This window comes from Streptomyces sp. (genome assembly GCF_035644915.1).
GTDB lineage: Bacteria > Actinomycetota > Actinomycetes > Streptomycetales > Streptomycetaceae > Streptomyces.
This window is the reverse complement of the sequence record NZ_DASQNP010000244.1, coordinates 55,691-78,545: the sequence shown is the minus strand read 5'-3', so window position 1 is coordinate 78,545 and position 22,855 is coordinate 55,691. Positions and strand designations below refer to the sequence as shown.

The window sequence follows — 22,855 nt, the reverse complement described above, 5'->3', positions numbered from 1 at the left end:
CGTGACGCCCGTCACCCGCCCCCCGGCGGGTGCCGGTCCCCGGACCGCGCGGCGGCCCGGGAACCGGCCGGGGAGACGCCCCGGGCGTCAGCCGTCGGAGCGCTCCCCGGAGACGACCTGCTGCCGCAGCTCCACCAGCGCCCGCAGGGCGTGGCTGTACATCTGGATGCTCTTCTCGCTGTGCGAGTCGACGGCGGTCCTGACCTCCTTGAAGACCTTGGCGATGGTCTCGTCCAGCTCGTTCCTGTCGATGCCGTTCACTCTTCCTCTTCTCCTCTCTCGGTGGGGTCCCGGCGGGATTTCAGCGGGACCGGTCACCCCTGGCGGACGGGCCACCAGGTGATGTTCTGCCAGGGACCGCAGTCCCCGGTGTCCGCGGTGCCGCGGCACACGGTGAGGTAGCCGGTGGTGGTGGGCCGGTAGACGTGCCGCAGGCTGACGTCCACGCTGCCCGTGCCGCACACCTCGGCGTACTTGCGGGGCATGGCCGGGGCCAGGTCGTAGGTGTAGCGGATCCACAGCGCGTAGCAGCCGCTGCCGGTGTTCGACAGTTTCCCCTGGATCACCAGGGTGCGGTCGAGTCCGGTCGAGCCCGGCTCGGTCCACCGGTGGCCCTCGGCCGCGGCCGTTCCGTGCCGGGCCGACCACGCGACGGCGCCGGCGGGGGCGCCGTCCGCCGCGCTCGCGGGGGCGGCGGTGGCGGCCAGCAGGGCGGTGGTGGCGGCCGCGAGCGCGGCCCGGGTACGTGTGCGCATCAGATCGGCTCCTTCTGTCGTGGGGAGAGGTCGGGCGGGGTGCGCACGCCGTGGTGGCGGCGGAGCGCGGTCAGGGCGGCGAGGTACCCGCACATGCCGTGCACGGACGGCCCGGGCGGGGTGGACGCCGAGCACAGGTACACCCCGCGCAGCGGTGTGGCGTACGGGTTCCAGCGCGCCACCGGACGGGCGAGGGACTGGCGCAGCGTCATGGCGCCCGCCCCGATGTCCCCGCCGGTGTAGTTGGGGTTGTAGGTCTCGTACTCGGCGGCGGGGATGCCGCGGGAGGCGACGATCGTGTCGCTGAAGCCGGGCGCGTACTCCTCGATGCGCCGGCGGATCGTCTCCACCGGGTCGCGGGTGTCGCCGTTGGGGACGTGGGCGTAGGCCCACACGGGCCGTCTGCCGCCCACGGCCCGGGTGGGGTCGGTGACGGCCGGGTCGACGACCAGCACGAACGGGTCGTCGACGCGTCTGCCGGCCGCGGTGGCGGTCTCCTGGCGGACGATGTCGGCGCGGGTGCCGCCGAGGTGGACGGTGCCGGCCCGCCGCACCAGCGGGTTCCGCCAGGGGATGGGCGCGGAGACCAGGAAGTCGGCCTTCGCCGCCCCGGGGCCGTAGCGGAAACGCTCCAGGGCGCGCCGGTAGCGGGCGGGCAGCCGCCGCCCGGCGAGGGCGAGGAACTCCTTGGGGCCGACGTCCAGCAGGACCAGGGGGAAGCCGTCGAGTTCGGCCAGGTCCCTCACGCGGTGGCCGGTGTGGAAGGTGCCGCCGTGCGCGGTGATGTCGGCGGCCAGGGCGTCGGCGATGCGGACGCTGCCGCCCTCCGGCAGGGGCCAGCCGGTGCTGTGGGCGGTGTGGCCCAGCAGCATCGCGACCGCCGCCGAGGCCAGGGAGGGGAGCCTGCCGACGGAGTGGGCGGCCACCCCGGCCAGCAGCGCCTCGGCCTCCTCCGTCGCGAACGGGCCGCGGGCGGTGGCGTGGGCGATCACCCGGCGCGCGAGCAGCAGCGCGGCCCGCAGGTCCGGCGGGACGGAGCGCTGGCCGGACAGCAGCAGGTCGACCACGCCGGAGCTGCGGGCGGCCAGGGGCGCCATCAGCTCCGTCCAGCGGGGTCCGTCCACGCCCAGGTGCTCGGCGGTGCGGTCCAGGTCGCGCCAGGCCGCCGCGGCGCGGCCCTGCGGCAGGGGGTGGGCGTAGGGGATGGCGGGCTGCAGCAGCCGCACCCCGCGCGCGGGCAGGTCGAAGGCGCGGAAGAACCGTGAGGCGGCGGCCATCGGGTGGACGGCCGAGCAGACGTCGTGCACCACGTCGCTGTCGAACAGCGGCGCGGTGCGCAGGCCGCCGCCGATGGTGTCCGCCTTCTCGAACAGGGTCACCCGCAGCCCGGCCCGGGCGAGGGTCACCGCGGCGGCGAGCCCGTTGGGCCCGGTGCCGACCACCGCCGCGTCGGTCACCGCGCCGCCTCCGCCGGTGCGAGCTGGCGGCTCGCCAGCCGCCGGTAGGTGGTGTCGTTCGCCATCAGCTCGGCGTGGTCGCCGCAGGCGCGCAGCCGCCCGTCCTCCAGGACCAGGATGCGGTCGGCGCCGACGACGGTGGAGATGCGGTGGGCGATGGTCAGCACCTGGCAGCGGGTGCCGATCGAGGCGACCGCGTCCCGCAGCGCCGACTCGGAGTCGGAGTCGAGGTTGGAGGTGGCCTCGTCCAGCAGCAGGACGTCGGGCCGGGCCAGCAGGGCGCGGGCGATGGCCAGGCGCTGCCGCTGCCCGCCGGACAGGCCGGCGCCGCCCTCGCCGAGTTCGGTGTCCAGGCCGTCGGGGAGGGCCTCGACGACGTCGGTGAGGTGGGCGGCCTCGATCGCCTCCCTGATCTCCTCGTCGGTGGCGTCGGGGCGGGCGTAGGTGAGGTTCTCCCGCACGGTGCCGCGCATCAGCGGCGCCTCCTGCTCCACCAGGCCGATGCGGGCCCGCAGTTCGCCCAGCGGCAGGCCGGCGGCGTCGGCGCCCGAGATGCGGATCGTGCCCCGGTCGGGGGTCTGGAAGCGTTCGATGAGCTGGAACAGGGTGGTCTTCCCGGCGCCTGACGGGCCGACGATCGCGGTCACCCCGGTGGCGGGCAGGGAGAACGACACCCCGTCCACGGCGGGGGCGGAGGCGCCGGGGTAGGTGAAGGCCACGTCCTCGAACTCGACCGCGGGGACGCCGTCGCCGGGGCGGGCGGGGGATGCGGCGGCGCGGTCGTCGCCGGGGTCGCCGGGGTCGCCGCCGGTCTCCTGCTCGATGGCGGCCAGCTCCTTCACCCGGTCGATGGCGGCCCTGCCCTGCTGGAACTCCCCGAGGGCCATGAACAGCATCACCAGCGGGGACACCAGGTAGAACAGGTACATGATGAACGCGGTGAGGTCCTCCACCGGGAGGTCGCCGGTGGCGGTGCGGGCCATGCCCCAGGCGATCACCACGGCCAGCGACACCTGGGTGCCGACGTTCATGGCGGGCATCAGCATCGCCGACAGGCGGGTGACGCGGATGCCGCTGCCGCGCGCGGCGTCGGCCAGCTCCCGGAGCCGGGCGGCCTCGCGCTCCTCGGCGCGGGACGCCTTGACGGTGGTCAGCGCGCCCAGGACCCGCAGCAGCCCGGAGCCGTAGTCGCTGGTGTCCTCCCGGTTGACGACCGCCGCCCTGCGGACCGCGCGGGCCAGCGCCAGGGCGATCGCCGAGGCGGTGCCCAGGCACCCGGCGGTGACCAGCAGCATCCGCCAGTCGATCCACGCCATGACGGCGACGCAGCCGACGGTGGTGAACCCGGCGGTGATCATCTGGGCGACGGAGGAGGACAGGGCGACGCGGGCGATCGAGGTGTCGGCGACGGTGCGGGTGAACACGTCGCCGTGCTCCAGCCTGCCGAACGCCCGGATCTGCGAGTGCAGCAGACGCCCCGTCACAGTGGTGCGCATGTCCAGGACGATGTTCTCCCCCGCGCGGCCGATCAGGTAGAAGTGGGCGGCGGCCAGCAGCGCGTCGGCGGCGAACAGGGCGGCGATGAGCGTGATCGGCCGCACCGTCGACTCGTCCAGCGCGACGGCCTCGATCAGGTCGCCGATGAGGAGGGGCTGGAGGAGGGTGGCGGCGGTGCCCGCCAGGCCGAGGAGCGTGCCGACGGCCAGCAGCAGCCGGTGGCGGCGGACGATGTCGGATGTGTTCATGGCGTGTCCTCACCGAAGAAGATCGCGACGATCACGGCGATGCTGACGGCGAAGCCGACGCTCCTGACCCAGGTGTCCCGGGTGAGGTCACCGTCCTTGAACATCGCCAGCATGGGCGGCATGGCGAAGACGAACGCGGCGGTGAACCACGCCGCGCGCCGTGCGGTCGGCACTGCCGGCCCCCTTCCGTGCGGCTGTGCGTGCGGTTATGCGTGCGGCTGTGCGGTGGTGCGTGCGACGTACCAGTCGTAGGGCGCGCCCTGCCCGGCCGGGTACACGCGCTCGACGGTGAACCCGGCCCGGACCAGGCAGTCCTCCACCTCCTCGCGCTCGATGAGGAGGATCCGTTCGCTGAACTCCACCGGCGGCTCGCCCTCCTCCTCGACGCGGGTGGCCATGGTGAGCACGTCCGCGTCGTCGAGGGTGGTGGTGAACGTGGAGGTGCCGCTGCCGTTCGGGGTGGGCATCGTCACCGGGCCCAGCTCCGTCAGCGGCCGGTAGGCGGCCGTCGAGTAGTACTCCAGCGAGAGGGAGCCGCCGGGTTCGAGCACCTCCCGGACGTGGGCGAGGGCCGCGGCGAGTTCGTCGCGGGAGCCGACGCAGGCCAGGGAGCCCATGGTGGAGTAGGCGGCGCCGAAGCGGCCGGTGAGCGGCAGGGGCCGGCGGAAGTCCGCCTCCACCAGCGTCACGTTGGCGGGGACGCCCTTGGCGCGGAACCTCTCCAGCATCGGCGCGGAGTTGTCCACGCCGACCAGCTCGGCGGCGATCCCGGCGACGGCGGCGGCGACCCGGCCGGTGCCCACGCCCACCTCCAGCACGCGCGCCCCGGTGACGTACGGGCGGAGCCGCTCGACGTCCGCCTCGACGGGCATGGCGGGGGATATCAGGGAGTCGTACACGGAGGCGACGGCCGTGCCGTACTGGACGTCCTGGATCACGGGGTCACCCTCTCGTAGTCGAAGACCATGTCGTACTTGGGGTCCTCGCTGTGGTCGTAGCCGGAGTAGCGCACCAGGAGCACCTGGAAGAACGGGTAGCCGGGCTCGGGGGTGATGCGCTTGCGGACGAAGTCGTTGACGAGCCGGTAGGCGGCCTGCTTGGCCTCCTTGTGCAGCGGGGTCATCGCGCCGGGGTTGTGCACCAGGGTGGAGGCCACGTCGAAGATGGCCTTCTCGATCCTGCGGCCGGGGAACCAGAACGCGTGGACCAGCCTGCGGGGCGCGATGGAGTACACCTCGCGCCACTCGGTGTGCTCCGTCTTGTCCTCGTTGGCGAGCCGGTAGAGGAAGTGCTGGTCCTCCACGGCCGGGTTGGGGGCGAAGAACCGCCAGTTGGGGATGAGGATGCCCGTCCCCGTCTTGTCCACCTTGCGGACCTTGTCGTAGCTGCGGTCGGGGTGCTGGCTCAGCACCGTCGCCACGAACCATCCGGCGAAGAGCGCCGGAATCGCGCGCTCCAGTACCGCCGACGCCTTCACGCCGCCTCCTTCCGTCCGCTGTGCCGCCGGGTTCCGCCGGTCCGGTCCGCGGTCCGTGCCGCCGCCCGCACCGCGGCCTCCTCGGCCGCCGCCCCGGCCGCTTCCGCGACGGCCTCCTCGATCAGCCCGGCGGTGTACGGGGCGTGCTCGACCCCGCCGGTGACCGACAGGTGGTCGGAGCCGGGGACGGTGACGATCCGGCCGCCGGTGCCGGAGGCGACGTACTCCTCGTACAGGTCCTTGTGTTCGGGGGTGTCCCGCATCGTCGACTCGGCCGCCACCACCGAGACGGGGATGTCCAGCCGGTCCAGCGGGCGGCCGCCGTCGAGCATGAACGCGTAGGAGTAGTCCCACTCCCGCCGCGCGGCGCGCCAGGTGGAGGGGGCGGAGCCCTCCAGGCGGAGCTTCCGGTAGTGGGGGCTGCCCTCGGCGAAGGAGAACAGGCCCTTCTTGTCCACCAGCAGGCCGGCGCCGAACACCGCCGACCACGGGCCGAGCTTCATCGTCAGGTTGATGCCGCGGGAGCCCTCGCGCTGCCTGCGGGAGTGCAGCAGCTCGCGGGGGTGGGTGGGGTCGACCAGCAGCAGCCCGTGCACCCGGCCGGGGAGGGCGGCTGCCGCGCGGTGGGCGAGGTAGCCGCCCAGGGAGTGCCCGGTCAGCACGCACGGCCCGGTGCCGGCGACGCCGTCGGCGATGACCTCCGCGAGGTCGTTCACGGACTCGCTCAGCGAGTAGTCCTCCGGGCAGCGCCGCAGCGAACCGCGGTACCCGGCCCGGTCGTACAGCAGCACCGAGATCGAGGGGTCGAGGTGGTCGGCGACCAGCAGCCACGCCGAGGAGGTGTTCATCAGCCCGGCCTCGCACACCAGCGTCGGGCCGCCCTCGCGGCCGGGCCGCACGTGGTAGTCGACGATGTTGCCGCTGCCGCAGCGCAGCCGGCGCCGCTCGAACCCGGCGTGCCCGGCCCGCGACCTGAGGGCGGCGTAGTTCTGGTGGACCAGGCCGGCGGCCAGGCACGCCGCCAGACCGGCCGCGGTGAGCCTGGGGAACGTCATCGCGGTCATGCCGCCTCCCCGGTGCCCTTGGCCAGCGCCCGCACGGACGGGTAGGTGGACACGAACGCCCACGCGAACCGGGACAGGCCCATGAAGCGGGCGTTGGCCAGGTGGAAGGCGCCCATCGCCGCCAGCCCGGCGTCGATGTACCGGCCCTTCTTCAGCAGCAGCAGGGGGAAGCCGCACTCCAGGGCGAGGACGGCGTGGCAGATCGCGCGGGAGACGGCGGGGTACCGGTTGAGCTGCTGGAAGAACCACTCGTCGCCGTAGGTCTGGGTGCGCATGATCTTCACCAGGGCGTCGCCGGAGCGCCACGCCTCGCCGGGGAGCTTGGCCCACCCGGACGCCCCGTAGGACAGGACGGTCTGGGCGCCGATGAACTGGACCGCGGCCCTGCGGGTGGCGTCGGTGCCGCCGGCCCGGCCCAGCGCGGCGGCGGTCTGCACCAGGAACGACACCTGGTCGGAGCCGTCGGTGCCGAACAGGTGGCGGGGGTAGATGAGGACCTGGCTGCCGGCCAGGTAGGCGTTGGCGGCCATCCGCACCGTGTTGTTCCTCACCGGGGAGATGAGGACCAGGGCCGCCAGGGCGCGGGAGCCGTGGAGGGCCTGGGTGACGGGTTCACGGGCGATGAGGTCCCTGACCTTCTGCACCGCCCTGGTCCTGGCCGGGACCTGGGCCCTGGTGTGGGTCCAGTCGTTCAGGCCGCCCGGCTCCCGGTCGACCCTGCGCACCATGTACTCGAGGCTGGACAGCAGGTGGGTGGCGGCGGAGAGCCGCTCGGCGGTGACGAGTGGTCTGGCGCACGCCGATTCGGCGGCCTTGCGGAGGCGTGACAACATGAACTGCTCCTGGGCGCATGACTGTTGTGGCGCGGGGGTGGTGCCCGGGGAGGGCGGGGAACGCGAGGCGGTGCGGGAGGTGCGGGGGACCCCGGGCCGCCGGAGGCCCCCCGCTGTCGCCCGGTTACTTCTTGGCGTTCGCGACCGCGGCGCCGACACCGGCGGCGCCGACGAGGATGGCGCTGGCCTTGGCGCCGGCCACGACACCGGCGACGAACGCGGCCGGGGTCGCCATCACCGGGGCGATCGGGCCGTCGGCCGGCCGGCCGACACCCGCGTTGACCTTCTCGACGAGCACGGACATGGTGCTTCCTCCATTTGTCTGATACATCGGACAGTGCGCGGTTCCGGCAGGCATCTGGGGTGCCTGCCGGAACCGGAGCCCGAGGACGCCGCCGCGGGAACGGCCCGGCGTCCTCTCATGTCCGCACGGGCACCGGTCGCGGCGGCCGGGACTCGTCTCCCGGCCGGCGGCCTCGCGGACCCCGGTTGCGGTAGGGGGTCCGCGGGCGGACCGGCGGGCTCACCGGGATCAGCCGGTGGCGGTCTTGTACGCCACGTAGGCGGCGCCGGTGACGGCACCGGCGCCGACCACGGCACCGGCGGCCTTGGCGATCACGGGGGTCGCGATCAGGGCCGGGGTGGCCATGACCGGGGCCGCGCCGCCGACGGGCGCGCCCGCCTCCAGCTTCCCCTGCAGGGAGACCTCGGCGTTCACCTTCTCCATCAGCATGGTGTTCTCCTCCTTTCCACGGAATTGCTTCGGTCGGGGGCATCCCGCCGCCCGCGGTCAGGGACGCGCGGTCGGCAGGAAGTCTTTTACGGTCCATTTCCGGAGGGCCGGGTGTGCTGCTCCTCCGGAATTCAGCCGGCCGACGGCAAGGGGGAATCCACCGGCCGACCGTGTCCGTGAATCAGGTTTCCGGACATGATTTCGGGGACGGCTGATGACCGGTACCGCCTGGTACGTGCTACGTACAGCCGGTACCGACGGTATTTCTCTTCCGTCGGCGGACGGCGGGAGGGCGAGAGGGTCTTCCGCCCGCTGTGCGGGGGAGTCGGGCTGTGCACCGGCCCGGCTCCCGGACCCCGTCGCTCTCTCCTGTCCGGATAACCGCGGCGGACCCGCCGGTGTATGACTCCCCGACGGAAAAATTTCAGCCGGCCTCGGCCAGCCCGACCAGCCCCCGCATGGCGCGCAGGCCGTGGGTCCGGGCCCGGGAGACCGTCCCGCGGTGGACGCCGAGCACCGCGGCGGCCCCGTCTATGGTGTAGTCCTGCACGTCGACGAGGAATATCGCGGCCGCCTGTTTGCGCGGTACGGCGGACAGCAGCCGGCTCACCTCCCACCTGGCCTCCCGGTGGGCCATCGCGTCGCCGGGATGGGCGCGGTCGGGGACCTCGCTCATCGGGGTGTCCCTCGTCTGACGTCGCGACATGTCGTAGGCGGCGGTGGTGACCGCGCGGACGGCGTACGCGGCCGGGTTGGGGTGGGAGAGCCAGGACTTGGAGGATCTCAGCAGTTTGAGACACGCCGTCTGCACGGCGTCTTCGGCGTCCTCGCCGAGGATGCGGGAAGCTTGACGCCGCAACAGCGGCAGTAGCTCGCGGATGAATGCCTCCATGTCTCTTTCGCCCTGAGTGTAGGCATAGGCATGGTTCGGCACGGAAATACCCCCCGTTGACGATCCCTCAGGAGAATCGGTTGAGTCAGGGCCACGTGTCGTGCGTTGGTCGGTCGCCTGCGGCGTGGTCACTGTAGACGCACATGGCCGAATCTTTGACCGAAGAAGTTCCGTATCTGAGGAAGATTTGAGGGTCGCCGTCCGTACCCTCGGAGAGTTCGAGCCAATTGTCTCGCTTCCCCTTGACGGGGGGTTCTTCCCGGATGCCGGAAGACCGGTAGGAAATCTCCGACCAGTTGTGTGGGTATTGAAATAACGGATGGCCCGGGGAAGGATTTGCCGGACACCTGGAACCGTCGAACCGGCCCACGCCCGGATTGCCTCCGGCCGTTCCAGCCCGAGGAAGGACCCATGGCAGAAGCGGAAAGCAGCCACATTCACGCCCAGGACGTCTGGCGCCGTTACGGAAGCGGAAAGAGAACCTTCGACGCCGTGCGCGGGGTCAGCTTCACCGTCCGTCCCGGAGAGCTGTTCGCGCTCCTGGGCACCAACGGCGCCGGCAAGACCTCCACCGTCGAGCTGCTGGAGGGCCTCGCCGCCCCGCACCGCGGACGCATACGCCTGTTCGGCACCCTGGACCCGGTCGCCGACCGCTCCCGCATCCGCCCCCGCACCGGCGCGATGCTCCAGGAGGGCGGCTTCATCTCCCACCTGACGGTGCGCGAGAGCGTGGAGATGTGGGCCCGGCTCACCTCCCGGGCCCGCCCCGTCGACCAGGCGCTGGAACTCGCCGGGCTCTCCCACCGCCACGACGTGATGGTGCAGAACCTCTCCGGAGGGGAGAAGCGGCGCCTGGACCTGGCGGTCGCCACCCTCTCGCGCCCCGACGTGCTCTTCCTCGACGAACCCACCGCCGGCATGGACGCCGAGGGCCGGCACGCCACCTGGCGGCTGATCCGGCAGTTGCGGGAGCAGGGATCGACGATCCTGCTCACCACGCACTACCTGGAGGAGGCCGAGTCCCTCGCCGACCACCTGGCGATCATGCACCGGGGCAGGATCGCCGCCGCCGGCACCGTCGCCCAGATCGTCGCCGACCACCCCTCGACGCTCTCGTTCACCCTGGACGGCCGGTGGACGGCGCGCGACCTGCCCGTCGACGGAACGGCGGTCGAGGAGCGCGACGGACGCGTGACCATCACCACCGGGCAGCTCCAGAAGGACGCCACCCGGCTGCTGACCTGGGCCGAGGAGCACGATGTGACGCTGGAGCGGTTCACCGCCCGGCCCGCCTCCCTGGAGGAGGCGTTCATCGCCATCGCGGGACGCGACGACAGCACCCGGACGCAGGAGGGGGCGCAGGAGGAGACGGAGCGGGAGACGCAGGAGGAGGACGAGTGAACGGCCTGACCGCACGCCACATGAGGACCCTGTTCCACATCGAGTGGAAGCTGTTCAACCGGATCAGGGCCAACTACTTCTTCGTGGTGCTCGTCCCGCTGATGCTCCTGGTGGCGATGCGGTCGGTGCAGGAGCAGATGGACCTCGACCGGCACGGCATCGACGCGGGCCCGCTGATGGTGTCCACCGCCACCGGAATCCTGCTGATCTTCTCCCTCTACTCCTCCGTCACCGGCCTGTACGTGGCGCGCAGGGAGGAACTCGTCCTCAAACGGCTGCGCACGGGGGAGGTCTCCGACCCGGTGATCCTCGCCGGCGGCGCGTCCATGTACGTCACGATCTCCGTGGTGCAGATCGCCGTGGTGGCCGCGGTGCTGTCGGTGATGTTCGGCACGGCGCCCCGGCAGCCGCTCGCCGCGGTGGCCGGACTGCTCACCGGTGTCGCGCTGATGACCGCGATGGCGGCCGCCACGGCGGCGCTGTGCCGCACCGTCGAGTCGGTGATGGTCGCCACGCTCCCGGCGATCTTCGTCCTGCCGATGATCTCCGGGATCTACGTCCCCCGCGAGGTGCTGCCGGACGCGCTCGGCGACGCGCTGCTGTACGCCCCGCTCTCCCCGACGGTCGACCTGGTCCGCTCCGGATGGACCGGCGAACTGGGACTCGGCGGCGCGCTGGCCAGGTGTGTGCTGGCGGCCGTGTGGACGGCCCTGTTCGCCTGGGTCGCCGTCCGCCGGTTCCGCTGGGAGCCCCGCGTCTGAACCCGCTCCGGTCCCGCCGCGGAGGACGGCCTGATCCGGCCCAACCGGAGGGCGGCGGAGCAACGCTCCGGCGGTCCCTGCGGTCCTCGACGGTGCCCGCCGTCCGTGCGTTCCGTGCGTCCGGGACGACGGCACGGGCGCGCGGACGACCGCCGACCCAGGAGGGACACACGCATGAACCGGAGAATCCCGCGCACCGTCGCCACGGCCGTGGCGACGGCACTCGCGCTCACGGCCGCCGCCCCGGCGGCGACCGCGGCCGACGGGCAGCACCGCGGCGGACACCACGCCCGGACGCGGCAGGCCATGGACGCCGCCGTGGCGGACGGCATCCCCGGGGCGCTCGCGCAGGTACGGGACCGCCACGGCACCTGGACCGCCTCCTCGGGGGTGGCCGACGTGGAGACCGAACGGCCCCGGGTGCGTCCGGACCGCTTCCGGATCGGCAGCGTCACCAAGCCCTTCGTCGCCGTCGTGGCGCTGCAACTCCAGCAGGAGGGACGGCTGGACCTGGACGACCCGGTGGAACGGTGGCTGCCCGGGGTGGTGCGGGGAGGCGGCCACGACGGCCGGGAGATCACCGTCCGCCAACTCCTCAACCACACCAGCGGAATCCACGACTACGTCCTGGACCCCGAGATCGCCGAGAAGGCGTTCGGGAAGGGCTTCTTCGAGCACCGCTACGACACCTACACCCCGGAGGAACTGGTCGGCGTCGCCATGCGGCACGAGCCCTTCTTCCCGCCGGGGACCGGCTGGCGGTACTCCAACACCAACTACGTCCTGGCCGGCATGATCGTCGAGGCGGTCACCGGCAACCCCTACGCGGAGGAGATCGAGCGCCGCGTCCTTCGCCCCCTCGGGCTGCGTTCCACCGTGCTGCCGGGCACCCGCGCGACGATGCCGCGCCCGCACGGCCGGGGCTACGCCCCGCTGGACACCGGCGGGGGCACGGAGCTGGTCGACGTCACCGACGTCAACCCGTCCATCGCCGGAGCGGCGGGCGAGATGGTCTCCACCGTGGACGACCTCCACCGCTTCCTGCGGGCGCTGCTGGACGGCAGGCTCCTCACGGAGGAGAGCACGGCCGAGATGTTCGCCACCGTCCCCACCGAACCGGGCAACCCCGCCCGGTACGGGCTGGGCATCCGGACCCACGAACTGTCGTGCGGGGTGACGGTGTGGGGCCACGGCGGCAGCATCCACGGCTCCCTCTCCGGTGTCTTCGCCACCCGCGACGGCGGCCACGCGGCGGTGTTCAACCTCAACGGCAACGGGGGATCGACCGCCCCCCTCCTGGAGGCGGAGTTCTGCGGCAGGGCACCGGAGGCGCCCGGGGCCGCCCGCGCGACGCCGGACGTCCCCTGGTGACCGCCCGGCGCTGAGCACCCGCCGGTGACCGTCCGCCGGTGGACCCGCCGGTGGCCGTCGGCCGGTGGCCGGCGCCCGCCCGGGGCAGTGGCAGGCTTGGGGCATGCGGAGGCTTGTGTGCGCCCTGGGCGCGGCGGTGGGGATCGTGGTGGCGGGGGCGGCCGGGCCGGCGGGCGCCGCCCCCGGCGACGACGGCTTCACCATCGAGGACGAGCGGATCACCGAGTCCAGCGGACTGGCCGCCAGCCGCGCCCACCCGGGCGTGTACTGGACGCACAACGACAGCGACGACGGGCCGTACGTGTACGCGGTGGACGGCCGCACCGGCCGCACGGTCGCCACCGTCACCCTGACCGGCGTCACCCCGCGCGACGTCGAGGCCGTCTCGGTCGGCCCGGACGGCAGCGTCTACGTGGGCGACATCGGCGACAACTTCGGCGGCCGGTGGCCCGAGGTGTGGATCTACCGCTTCGCCGAGCCGGAGAGGCTGACCGACCGGGCGGTGGAGGTCACCCGCCACACCGTGCGCTACGCCGACGGCCCGCGCGACGCCGAGTCGCTGGCGGTCCACCCGGTCACCGGGCGGGTGTACATCGTCAGCAAGGACAAGGAGGACGGCGGGCTGTACGCCGGGCCCGAGGAGCTGTCGGCCTCCGCCGCCAACACCTTCACCCGCGTCGCCGACGTCGGCCTGTGGGCGACCGACGCCGCCTTCTCCCCGGACGGCACCCGGCTGGCGGTGCGCGGCTACTTCGGCGGGGTCATGTACGCCTGGGAGGACGGCGGGCCGCGGGAGGCCGGGCGGCTGACCGTGCCGGTGCAGCGGCAGGGCGAGTCGGTGACCTTCGCCCCGGACGGCCGGACGCTGCTGTACGGCACGGAGGGCGAGCGCGGTGCCGTACAGCCGATGAGGCTGGACGGCGAGCAGCTCCCCGAGAACGCGCGCGACGAGCGGGAGCGGCCGGACCGGACCGGCAACGGGAACGAGACCGGCAACGGGAGCGAGAACGGCGACGGGAGCGCGGCGGACGGCGGCCCGTCGGCGGCGGACGGCGAGGGAGACGCGGGGGAGCAGGGGAGCGGCACCCGGCTGGCCCTCGTCCTCGCCGCGGGCGCCGCGCTGTTCCTCGCCCTGCGCCGGGCGGCCCGGCGGCGGAGGGGTTGAGCGGCGGGACTGAGCGGCGGGACCGTCGTACCGCGCCCCTACCGGCCGACCGCCACCGGGCCGTCCCCGGGGGACGGCCCGGCGGGCCGCCCGCAGCGGCCCGGCCGGGCGTACACGACGACCTGCGCGCCGTGCACCCTCTTCGTCCCGCACACCCGGAAGTACGCGGTCAGGGTCTCCCGCTTGACCGCCTCCGGCCCCAGCGCGTCCAGTGGCTCCCCGGCGGGATCGGTCAGGGCGACGATCCGGTCCTCCGCCAGGATGCGCCGGCGGATCTCGGCGGCGGGCAGCTCGGTGCCCTGGAGGGTGCGGGAGGCGGCCGGTGGCCGGTCCAGGGCCAGGTCGCGCACCCCCGCGCGGAGGGAGGGGAAGGACAGCAGCCACTCCCGGCGCCGGGCGGGCATGAACAGCACCGCGTCGCCCCGGACCGCCGTAGCCCGCACGGTCTCGGCCACGGCCACGACGTCGTCCTTGCGGCTCTCCGGCGAGCGCACCGCCTGCGACCACGGCAGCAGCACCGTCACCGGGCACGCGACCGCCAGGCACACCGCCACCGGGCGCCGTACGCGCCCCGCGCCCGGCATCCGCTCCGGCGCCCGGTCCGGCAGCCGGTCCAGCACCCGGTCCAGAGCGGTCCCCGCCAGCAGCGCCAGACCGGCGTACCCGTACAGCACGTAGCGGTCCACGTACCACGGCTTGACCAGCGACACCGTCATCAGCAGCCCGGCCGGGACGACGAGCAGCGGCAGCGCCAGCCCCGCCGGGGTCACCGGACCGGCGGCGGGGCGGCGCGCCGGGCCCCGGCCCGGCGCCCGGCACAGCAGTACGAGCAGTACGCCCGCGCCGGACACCGCGGCGAACAGCAGCCACTCGCCCGCGCCGGGCCGCCCCAGCCAGCCGAGCTGCCGGTCCGCCTGCCCCGCGCTCACCGCGGCCAGGGGCAGCACCGCCGCCGCCACCACCAGCGCCGCCCGCGCCCACGAGCGCCGGACCGCCCGCGGCACACCGGAGCGCCACAGCGTGACGCCGTGCGCCACCAGCGCCAGCGCGGCGAACTCGTGCAGCCAGCAGGCGACGGCGAGGAGCCCCTCGTACCCCGCCCAGACCCGCCGGCCGCCGCCCGCCGCGCCGCACAGCAGCAGGTACGTCGCCCAACTGACCGCCGCGCAGACCATCGCGTACGAGCGGCCCTCCTGCGCGTACTGCTGCACCAGCGGCAGCAGGGGGAAGGCCAGCCCGGACAGCACGCCCGCCCGCGTCCCGGCCAGCCGCCGCCCGACCGCGCCGACCCCGGCCGCGGCGACGGCCGTGGCCGCCACCGACGGCAGCCGCAGCGCGAGGAGACCGCCGTCCCACACGCCGAAGACGGCGTGCATGAGCAGGTAGTACAGGCCGTGCACCGCGTCGATGTCCCCCAGCAGGCCCAGCAGGTCGGGCAGCGAGCGGTGGGCGACCTGGTAGGTGACCGACTCGTCCCGCCACATGCCGCCCCCGCGGTCGATCCCCCACAGGCCCAGGCCGAGGGCCGCCGCCGCGGGGAGCACCAGGGGCGCCGCCCGCCCGGACCGGCGCGCCGCGCGCGGCCGGCGGCCGGTCCCCGGTGCCGCCGGGGGTCTTGGGATCTGCGGGGACTCCGGTGCCCACGACGGTTTCCGCAGGGTGTCCGCTGACCGGCTGATGGTGGCCTCCTGGAGGGGAGCGACGGGAAGGACGCGCTCCCCGACCCCATCAGCCGCCGCCTTTGTTGGGCAGTCCTTGATCGGCCACTTATCAATTCCCGGCCGGACTGCCGTGGCGTGCGATCCACCCGCGAGGCGAGGAGGGCCGGTCGGCACGGGGCGGCGGGAGAAGGAGTCGGACCCCGAGGAGGGGCCGGTGCAGCGCTTCGCGCACGAGCTGCGCCGGGACGCCGGGGCCCTCTACCGCGGGGTGCGGCTGACCGCGGCGCGCGAGGCGTTCCTCACCACCGACGGGAGCCCGGCCGCCGAACTCAACTCCCCGGAGGGGGAGTTCCTCGCGGCCGGGATCGCCGAGCACGAGCGCGCGGCGCGCGAGGCCGCCCGTACGGCCCGCCGCACGCGGGTGCTGACGGTCCTGCCGGTCGTGACGGCCGCCGCGGCCCTGGTCGTGTGGGTCCTGTGGTTCCTGAGCCGCGAGCACCCGTAGCGCCCGTGGCGGGGGTGCGGCGGTTCAGCCGTCCTCGCGCCCGGCGGCCCGGGCGGCGACGAACGCCTCCAGGCCGTCGAGCAGCCGTTTCAGGCCGAACTCGAAGAGCTCCTCGCCGGAGATGGCGAAGGTGTCCTCGCCGAGGGCGGCGACGTGCGGGTACGCGCCGCTGAGCATCGCCTTCTCCAGCATGGGCGTGTGCGTGGCCCAGAACTCCTCGTCGCTGATCCCGGTGCGCTGCGCGGCCAGGGCCGCGTTGACGCGGGTGCGGGCGCAGCCGGTGACGTAGCCGTCGACGGCGGTGAGGAACCCCAGCTTCTCGTGGTCGGTGAGGTCCAGGCCGGCGAGGCCGGAGAGGGCGAAGTCGAACCCGGCCACGGCGTTGGGGCCGAGCACGGGACGGGCCAGGTTGATCTGGAGCAGCCAGGGGTGGGCGAGGTACATCTCCCAGGTGCCGCGGGCGACGTGCTCCAGGACGGCGCGCCAGCCGCCGTCCCCGGGGACGGCGGCGTCCGGCGTCCCGTAGACGCGGTCGACCATCAGTTCCAGCAGCTCGGCCTTGCCCGGCACGTAGCGGTAGAGCGACATCGTGCCGACGCCCAGCTCGGCGGCGACGCGGCGCATGGAGAGCGCGTCGATCCCCTCGGCGTCGGCGAGGGCGATCCCCGCGGCGACGATGCGTTCCAGGGTCAGGCCCGGCCTGGGGCCGCGGGAGGGGCGCTCGCCCCGGCCCCACAGGAGTTCCAGGCTGCGCTTCAGGTAGTCGCCGCCGCTCTGTTCGCTCGTCATCGTGCCTCCATCCTACGGGGGCGCAAGAAAACCGGGTACGCCGTACGCACTGTGGGGTACGCTGTACGCGCAATTGAGTACGCCGTACTCATCCGGGAGGGAGACCCATGACGACACCCCGCGGCGCCGAGCGCGCCGACCACGCGGTGCTGGCGGAGGGAGTGGTGAAGCGGTACGGCGGCAAGCGCGCCCTGGACGGGCTCGACCTCGCCGTCCGGCGCGGCACCGTGCACGGCCTGCTCGGACCCAACGGCGCCGGCAAGACCACCGCCGTCCGCATCCTGGCCACGCTCGTCCGCCTCGACGGCGGGCGCGCCACCGTGGCGGGGCACGACGTGGCCCGCGAGCCCGCCCGCGTGCGCCGCAGGATCGGGCTGGTCGGCCAGTACGCGGCGGTCGACGAGATCCTCACCGGCCGCCAGAACCTGGAGATGTTCGGCCGCCTGTTCCACCTCGGCGCCCGGCGCGCCCGGCAGCGGGCCGGGGAGCTGCTGGAGCGCTTCGGGCTGGCGGACGCCGCCGACAAGCAGCTCAAGGCGTACAGCGGCGGCATGCGGCGGCGGCTCGACCTGGCGGCCGGCATGATCCTCGCGCCCGACGTGCTCTTCCTCGACGAGCCCACCACCGGGCTGGACCCGCGCGGCCGCAACGAGGTGTGGGAGGCGGTGCGCTCGCTGGTCGCGGGCGGCACCACGGTGCTGCTCACCACGCAGTACCTGGACGAGGCCGACCGGCTGGCCGACCGCATCACCGTGATCGACCGGGGCGTGCGCGTCGCCGACGACACCCCCACCGCGCTGAAGAGCGCCGTCGGCGGCGACCGCCTCGAGGTGGTGCTCCACGACGCGGCCGACATCCCCGCCGCCGTCCGCGTGCTCGCCCGAGTCGCGGACGGGGCCGAGCCGCACGCCGACCCCGAGGAGCGCCGGGTGCACGCGCCGGTCGCCGACCGGGTGGCCGCGCTCACCGAGGCGGCCCGGACCCTGCTGGACGAGGGCGTCGGGGTGGAGGACATCGGCCTGCGCCGCCCCACCCTGGACGAGGTCTTCCTGCGCCTGACCGGCCACCGCGCGGAGGCGGGCCCGGAAGAGAAGCCGGAGGCGGACCCGGAGGAGAAGGAGGTCGCCGCATGAGCACCGCCCCGGAGCCCGCCACCACCGCCCCGAACCCCGCCCCCGTCCTCCCGGAGGCGGACGGGCGCCGCCTGTACTGGGCGCTGGCCGACTGCTGGACGATCGTCCGGCGCTACCTCACCCACCTGGTCAGACAGCCCGCGGGCCTCGCCTGGCAGCTCGGCTTCCCGATCGTCTCGGTGCTGCTGTACGGCTACGTCTTCGGCAGCGCGATGAAGGTGCCCGGCGCGGACGACAGCGCCTACCGGGAGTTCCTGATGCCCGGGATGTTCGGCATGACGATGGCCCTGGGCTTCATGAACACCGCCTACCTCGTCGTCAACGACACCGCCAAGGGCGTCACCGACCGCTTCCGCTCCCTGCCCATGGCCCCCTCCGCGGTCGTCAGCGGGCGCGGGGTCGCCGATCTCCTCGGGGCCGCCCTGGACCTGCTGATCCTGGCCCTGACCGCGCTGGTCGTCGGCTGGCGCCCGAACGGCGGGGTCCTGGCCACCCTCGCCGCGTTCGGGCTGCTGCTGTGGCTGCGCTTCGCGCTGATCTGGATCGGGGTGCTGCTGGGCCTGCTGGTCCCCGACCAGGAGGCGGCCGGGAACCTCTTCGCCGTCGCCTTCCCGTTCGCGATGATCTCCAGCGCGTTCGTGGCGCCGTCGCTGATGCCGGGCTGGCTCGGCACGATCGCCGCCTGGAACCCGGTCTCCTCCACCGTCACCGCCACCCGCGAGCTGTTCGGCAACCCCGTCGCCGCGGGCGGCACCTGGATCGAGCAGCACGCCCTGCCGATGGCGGTGGTCTGGCCGGCCGTCCTGACGGCCGTCTTCCTGCCCCTGGCGGTACGGCGCTACCAGCGCCTGTCGCGCTGAGGCGGCGGCCGAGCGGCCGGGAGGCGGCCGGGGGAGCCGTGACCGCCGGTGGCCCGGCCGTCCTCGGACGGCCGGGCCACCGGCGTCTGCGGTCGCGCGGTGCGCGAGCCGCGCGCGGTGCCGCTCAGAGCCCGCTCAGAGCCGCTCGACGACGTAGTCCACGCACGCCGTCAGCGCCTCCACGTCCGCCGGCTCGACGGCCGGGAACATCGCGATCCGGAGCTGGTTGCGGCCCAGCTTGCGGTACGGCTCGGTGTCCACGATGCCGTTGGCGCGCAGCACCTTGGCGATCGCCGAGGCGTCCACGCCGTCGGCGAAGTCGATCGTGCCGATGACCTGCGAGCGCTGTGCCGGGTCGGCCACGAAGGGGGTGGCGAACTCGGACTTCTCCGCCCACCCGTACAGCCGCGACGAGGAGTCGGCGGTGCGGGACACGGCCCACTCCAGCCCGCCCCGGCCGTTGATCCACTCCAGTTGGTCGGCCAGCAGGAAGAGCGTGGCGATCGCCGGGGTGTTGTACGTCTGGTTCTTGCGGGAGTTGTCGATCGCGGTCGGCAGGTCGAAGAACGCCGGGACGTGCCGGTCGCTCGCGGCGATCCGCTCGGCCCGCTCCAGCGCGGCCGGGGAGAACACGCCGATCCACAGGCCGCCGTCGGCGGCGAACGACTTCTGCGGGGCGAAGTAGTAGACGTCGGTCTCGGCGATGTCCACCGGCAGGCCGCCCGCGCCCGAGGTGGCGTCCACCAGGACCAGGGCGCCCTCCTCCGCGCCCGCCACCCGGCTGATCGGCATGGCGACGCCGGTGGAGGTCTCGTTGTGGGTGAGGGCGTAGACGTCGGTGCCCGCCTCGGCGCGCGGCAGCGGGTGCGTGCCGGGGTCGGAGGAGATCACGGTCGGCTCCGCCAGCCACGGCGCGAGCTTGGCGGCCTTGGCGAACTTCGAGGAGAACTCGCCGAAGGACAGGTGCTGCGACCGCGACTCGATCAGGCCGTGGGTCGCGATGTCCCAGAAGGCGGTGGAGCCGCCGTTGCCCAGGACGACCTCGTAGCCCTCCGGGAGCCGGAACAGTTCCTTCACGCCCTCGCGCACCCTGCCGACCAGGTTCTTGACCGGGGCCTGGCGGTGGGAGGTGCCCATGAGGGACGCGCCGGTGGCGGCCAGGGCGCTCAGCGCCTCGGGGCGCACCTTGGACGGGCCCGCGCCGAACCGTCCGTCGGCGGGCTTGATGTCTGCGGGAATCTGGAGATCGGCCACGCAACGAAGCGTAGTCCGTCACGACCGTCCGTTCCGTCCGGCGTCCACCCCGCGAGACACGCCGTCCACGGGGCAGGCTGGTGCCATGAGCGACAGGACGGACGGCAGGACGGACGGCAGGGCGGATCGCGGCGCGGGGGAGACGACGGGGGCGCGGGAGGTGGCCCGGGCGCTGCGGGCCGCCGTGCGCGGCGAGGTCGCCGACGACGCCGCGAGCCGCGCGCTGGTGACGATGGACGCCTCCAACTACCGGCGGGTGCCGCTGGCCGTCGTCGCGCCGCGCGACGCCGACGACGTGGCCGCGGCGCTCGCGGTGTGCCGGGAGCTGGGGGTGCCGGTGGTGCCGCGCGGCGGGGGCACCTCGATCGCCGGGCAGGCCACGGGCACGGGGGTGGTGCTGGACTTCACCCGCCACATGACCGCGGTCGAGTCGGTCGACGCGGACGCCCGCACGGCCGTGGTCCAGCCCGGCGCGATCCTGGACGACCTGCGCCGGGCGGCCGGCGCGCACGGGCTGACCTTCGGCCCCGACCCCTCCACCCACAGCCGCTGCACGCTCGGCGGGATGATCGGCAACAACTCCTGCGGCTCCCACTCGGTGGCCTGGGGCACCACCGCCGACAACGTCCTCGCCCTGGACGTGCTGACCTACGGCGGCGAACGGGCCCGGCTCGCACCCGGCGGGGACGGCGTGCCCGAGCGGCTGCGCGCCGGAGCGCGGACGCTGGTGGACGGGGCGCTGGCCCGGCTGCGCACCGGTTTCCCCGACCTGCCGCGCCGCATCTCCGGCTACGCCCTGGACGCGCTGCTGCCGGAGCGCGGCACGGACTGGGCGCGGGCCTTCACCGGCAGCGAGGGCACGCTCGGAGTGGTCACGAGCGCGACGGTGCGGCTGGTGGAGCGGCCGGGCGCGCGGGTGCTGGCGGTGCTCGGCTACCCGGACGAGAGCGCGGCGGCCGAGGCCGCCCCCGCCCTCCTGCCGCACCACCCGCTGACCGTGGAGGGCATGGCCGCCGACCTGGTCCCCGGCCCCGAGCGCGCCGCGCTGCCCCGGGGCGACGCCTGGCTGTTCACGGAGGCCGGCGGCGCGGACGCGGCCGAGGCGCGGGCGGGCGCCGAGCGGCTGTGCCGGGCGGCGGCCGGTGCCGCCACCGGCCACCTCCTGGTCACCGACCCGGCCGGGCGGCGCGCCCTGTGGCGGGTGCGCGAGGACGCCGCCGGCACCGCCACCCGCATGCCCGACGGCAGCGAGGCGTGGCCGGGCTGGGAGGACTGCGCGGTGCCGCCCGCCCGTCTGGGGGCGTACCTGCGGGACTTCCGCGCCCTGCTGGCCGAGCACGGACTGCGCGGACTGCCCTACGGCCACTTCGGCGACGGCTGCATCCACGTGCGCATCGACTTCGACCTGATCGGCGACGAGGGCGTCGCCCGCTTCCGCCGCTTCTCCACCGACCTGGCCGACCTGGTGGTCGCGCACGGCGGATCGCTGTCGGGCGAGCACGGCGACGGGCAGGCCCGCGCCGAACTGCTGCCGCGCATGTACGGGCCGGAACTGGTGGAGCTCTTCGCCCGCTTCAAGGACCTGTGGGACCCGCACGGCGGCCTCAACCCGGGGATGGTCGTCCGCCCCCACCGCATCGACGAGAACCTGCGCTTCGCGCCGCTGCCCCGCCGCCCCGTCACCGACGTCGCCTTCGGCTACCCGGAGGACGGCGGGGACTTCTCGGCGGCGGTGCGGCGGTGCGTGGGCGTCGCCAAGTGCCGCAACCCGGCCGGGAGTCCGGGCGTGATGTGCCCGTCGTACCGGGCGACGGGGGAGGAGATGCACTCCACGCGGGGCCGGGCGCGGCTGCTGCACGAGATGCTGGCGGGCGAGGTCGTCACCGGCGGCTGGCGCTCGGAGGAGGTCCACGAGGCGCTGGACCTGTGCCTGTCGTGCAAGGGCTGCCGCCGGGACTGCCCGGTGGGGGTGGACATGGCCACCTACAAGGCGGAGTTCCTCCACCACCACTACGCGGGCCGCCGCCGCCCGATGGCGCACTACTCGATGGGCTGGCTGCCGGTGTGGCTGCGCGCGGTGGCCGCCACCCGCACCGCGCCGCTGCTGAACGCCGCCGCCCGCACCCCGCCGGCGGCCCTGGCCAAACGGCTGGGCGGCATCGCCCCGGAGCGGGACCTCCCGCCGCTGCCGCGCACCCCGTTCGTCCGCTGGTGGCGCGGGCACCGGCGCCGGACGCGCGGCGGCGGGGCGGGACGCGGCGGGCGGCGCGTCGTGCTGTGGCCGGACACCTTCACCAACCACCTCTCACCGGAGGCGGGCGCCGCCGCCGTCCGCGTCCTGGAGGCGGCCGGCCTGGAGGTGGTGCCGCCGCCGGGCGCGGGCCGGATCTGCTGCGCCCTGACCTGGATCTCCACCGGCCAGCTCGACCGCGCCCGCACGGTGCTGCGCCGCACCCTGGACCGGCTGGAGCCGGTCCTGGACGCGGGCCTGCCGGTGGCCGTCCTGGAGCCGCCGTGCGCGGCGGCGCTCCGCACCGACGCCCCCGACCTGCTGCCGGACGACCCGCGCGCCAAGCGGCTCGCCGCCGCCGTCCGCACCTTCGCGCAGGTCCTGGAGGAGTGCGCCCCCGACTGGACCCCGCCGCGCCTGGACCGCCCGGTCGCCGGCCAGACGCACTGCCACCAGCACGCCGTCCTGGGCGACGCGGCGGAGCGGCGGCTGCGGGAACGGGCCGGGCTGACGGGCGAACTCAGCGACGGCTGCTGCGGCCTGGCGGGCAACTTCGGCTTCGAGAAGGGACACTTCGAGGTCTCCCGGGCCTGCGCCGAGGAGAAGCTGCTGCCCTCGGTGCGCGCCGCCGCCCCCGGCACCGTACTCCTGGCCGACGGCTACTCCTGCCGCACCCAGCTCGCCCAGCTCGGCGGCCACCGCGCCCGCCACCTGGCGGAGGTCCTGGCGGAGGCGCTGGGGGACGCCCCGCCGGGGTGAGGGGCGGGCC

The 22,855-nt window shown here is 74.5% G+C and carries 23 protein-coding genes; 8 read left to right on the top strand and 15 right to left on the bottom strand.

The genetic code is table 11. The features are described from left to right. Positions 1 to 87 precede the first annotated feature (87 nt). From VE546_RS26205 to VE546_RS26150, 12 genes are all read right to left on the bottom strand, one after another. Positions 88 to 261 (bottom strand): hypothetical protein, encoded by a 174-nt coding sequence (locus tag VE546_RS26205; protein ID WP_324926555.1) that lies wholly within the window; start codon positions 259 to 261, stop codon positions 88 to 90. Between the two features lie 53 nt (positions 262 to 314). Continuing rightward, positions 315 to 755, bottom strand: a complete 441-nt coding sequence (locus VE546_RS26200) for a hypothetical protein (protein ID WP_324926553.1) — start codon at positions 753 to 755, stop codon at positions 315 to 317. Next, positions 755 to 2,212: an NAD(P)/FAD-dependent oxidoreductase gene (locus VE546_RS26195; protein WP_324926551.1), complete on the bottom strand. Its 1,458-nt coding sequence runs from the start codon at positions 2,210 to 2,212 to the stop codon at positions 755 to 757. Before VE546_RS26195 ends, VE546_RS26200 begins: the two co-directional genes overlap by 1 nt. Beyond that, positions 2,209 to 3,957 carry an ABC transporter ATP-binding protein gene (locus tag VE546_RS26190; RefSeq protein ID WP_324926550.1) on the bottom strand — a complete coding sequence of 583 codons (1,749 nt, stop codon included), beginning with the start codon at positions 3,955 to 3,957 and terminating at the stop codon, positions 2,209 to 2,211. Before VE546_RS26190 ends, VE546_RS26195 begins: the two co-directional genes overlap by 4 nt. Next, positions 3,954 to 4,130 carry a hypothetical protein gene (locus VE546_RS26185; protein ID WP_324926549.1) on the bottom strand — a complete coding sequence of 59 codons (177 nt, stop codon included), beginning with the start codon at positions 4,128 to 4,130 and terminating at the stop codon, positions 3,954 to 3,956. Before VE546_RS26185 ends, VE546_RS26190 begins: the two co-directional genes overlap by 4 nt. Positions 4,131 to 4,163: 33 nt before the next feature. Continuing rightward, positions 4,164 to 4,895: a class I SAM-dependent methyltransferase gene (locus VE546_RS26180; RefSeq protein ID WP_324926547.1), complete on the bottom strand. Its 732-nt coding sequence runs from the start codon at positions 4,893 to 4,895 to the stop codon at positions 4,164 to 4,166. Continuing rightward, positions 4,892 to 5,434, bottom strand: coding sequence for a hypothetical protein (locus tag VE546_RS26175; protein ID WP_324926546.1), 543 nt, complete (start codon positions 5,432 to 5,434; stop codon positions 4,892 to 4,894). The genes VE546_RS26180 and VE546_RS26175 overlap by 4 nt, the downstream gene beginning before the upstream one ends. Then, complete coding sequence (locus tag VE546_RS26170; RefSeq protein WP_324926545.1) at positions 5,431 to 6,498, bottom strand: alpha/beta hydrolase; 1,068 nt, start codon at positions 6,496 to 6,498, stop codon at positions 5,431 to 5,433. Before VE546_RS26170 ends, VE546_RS26175 begins: the two co-directional genes overlap by 4 nt. Continuing rightward, positions 6,495 to 7,331, bottom strand: a complete 837-nt coding sequence (locus VE546_RS26165; protein WP_324926543.1) for a hypothetical protein — start codon at positions 7,329 to 7,331, stop codon at positions 6,495 to 6,497. Before VE546_RS26165 ends, VE546_RS26170 begins: the two co-directional genes overlap by 4 nt. Positions 7,332 to 7,455: 124 nt before the next feature. Beyond that, positions 7,456 to 7,635 carry a hypothetical protein gene (locus VE546_RS26160; RefSeq protein WP_324926542.1) on the bottom strand — a complete coding sequence of 60 codons (180 nt, stop codon included), beginning with the start codon at positions 7,633 to 7,635 and terminating at the stop codon, positions 7,456 to 7,458. Positions 7,636 to 7,863: 228 nt separating this feature from the next. Further along, positions 7,864 to 8,064, bottom strand: a complete 201-nt coding sequence (locus VE546_RS26155; protein WP_324926541.1) for a hypothetical protein — start codon at positions 8,062 to 8,064, stop codon at positions 7,864 to 7,866. A gap of 424 nt (positions 8,065 to 8,488) precedes the next feature. Continuing rightward, positions 8,489 to 8,956 carry a sigma-70 family RNA polymerase sigma factor gene (locus VE546_RS26150; RefSeq protein WP_324926539.1) on the bottom strand — a complete coding sequence of 156 codons (468 nt, stop codon included), beginning with the start codon at positions 8,954 to 8,956 and terminating at the stop codon, positions 8,489 to 8,491. A gap of 411 nt (positions 8,957 to 9,367) precedes the next feature. On the opposite strand from VE546_RS26150, the gene VE546_RS26145 reads away from it, so the two are divergent. The 4 genes from VE546_RS26145 (at position 9,368) to VE546_RS26130 (ending at position 13,654) form a co-directional block, all read left to right on the top strand. Then, the gene (locus VE546_RS26145; RefSeq protein ID WP_324926538.1) at positions 9,368 to 10,357 is read left to right on the top strand and encodes an ABC transporter ATP-binding protein; all 990 of its coding nucleotides are present in this window, start codon (positions 9,368 to 9,370) and stop codon (positions 10,355 to 10,357) included. Beyond that, positions 10,354 to 11,118, top strand: a complete 765-nt coding sequence (locus tag VE546_RS26140; RefSeq protein ID WP_324926536.1) for an ABC transporter permease — start codon at positions 10,354 to 10,356, stop codon at positions 11,116 to 11,118. The genes VE546_RS26145 and VE546_RS26140 overlap by 4 nt, the downstream gene beginning before the upstream one ends. Before the next feature lie 174 nt (positions 11,119 to 11,292). Beyond that, the gene (locus tag VE546_RS26135; protein ID WP_324926535.1) at positions 11,293 to 12,489 is read left to right on the top strand and encodes a serine hydrolase domain-containing protein; all 1,197 of its coding nucleotides are present in this window, start codon (positions 11,293 to 11,295) and stop codon (positions 12,487 to 12,489) included. 103 nt (positions 12,490 to 12,592) lie between these two features. Continuing rightward, the gene (locus VE546_RS26130; protein WP_324926534.1) at positions 12,593 to 13,654 is read left to right on the top strand and encodes a hypothetical protein; all 1,062 of its coding nucleotides are present in this window, start codon (positions 12,593 to 12,595) and stop codon (positions 13,652 to 13,654) included. Between the two features lie 38 nt (positions 13,655 to 13,692). On the opposite strand, the gene VE546_RS26125 is transcribed toward VE546_RS26130, so the two are convergent. Further along, entirely contained in the window at positions 13,693 to 15,198 is a 1,506-nt protein-coding gene (locus tag VE546_RS26125) for a glycosyltransferase family 39 protein (protein WP_324926532.1), read from the bottom strand. 331 nt (positions 15,199 to 15,529) lie between these two features. Between VE546_RS26125 and VE546_RS26120 the strand changes: the two genes are divergently transcribed. After that, entirely contained in the window at positions 15,530 to 15,820 is a 291-nt protein-coding gene (locus VE546_RS26120; RefSeq protein WP_324926531.1) for a hypothetical protein, read from the top strand. 24 nt (positions 15,821 to 15,844) lie between these two features. Here VE546_RS26120 and VE546_RS26115 read toward each other — a convergent pair whose 3' ends face one another. Beyond that, a complete protein-coding gene (locus VE546_RS26115; RefSeq protein WP_324926530.1) occupies positions 15,845 to 16,609 on the bottom strand; it encodes a TetR/AcrR family transcriptional regulator in 765 nt (254 codons plus the stop codon). A gap of 107 nt (positions 16,610 to 16,716) precedes the next feature. Here VE546_RS26115 and VE546_RS26110 point away from each other — a divergent pair, with 107 nt between their 5' ends. Beyond that, entirely contained in the window at positions 16,717 to 17,742 is a 1,026-nt protein-coding gene (locus VE546_RS26110; protein ID WP_324926528.1) for an ATP-binding cassette domain-containing protein, read from the top strand. Then, on the top strand, positions 17,739 to 18,602 hold the full coding sequence (locus VE546_RS26105; RefSeq protein WP_324926527.1) for an ABC transporter permease: 864 nt from the start codon (positions 17,739 to 17,741) through the stop codon (positions 18,600 to 18,602). The genes VE546_RS26110 and VE546_RS26105 overlap by 4 nt, the downstream gene beginning before the upstream one ends. A gap of 135 nt (positions 18,603 to 18,737) precedes the next feature. Here VE546_RS26105 and serC read toward each other — a convergent pair whose 3' ends face one another. Then, on the bottom strand, positions 18,738 to 19,856 hold the full coding sequence (gene serC, locus VE546_RS26100) for a phosphoserine transaminase (protein ID WP_324926526.1): 1,119 nt from the start codon (positions 19,854 to 19,856) through the stop codon (positions 18,738 to 18,740). 85 nt (positions 19,857 to 19,941) lie between these two features. On the opposite strand from serC, the gene VE546_RS26095 reads away from it, so the two are divergent. Beyond that, positions 19,942 to 22,845, top strand: coding sequence for an FAD-binding and (Fe-S)-binding domain-containing protein (locus VE546_RS26095; RefSeq protein ID WP_324926524.1), 2,904 nt, complete (start codon positions 19,942 to 19,944; stop codon positions 22,843 to 22,845). The last annotated feature ends 10 nt before the right edge of the window (positions 22,846 to 22,855 follow it).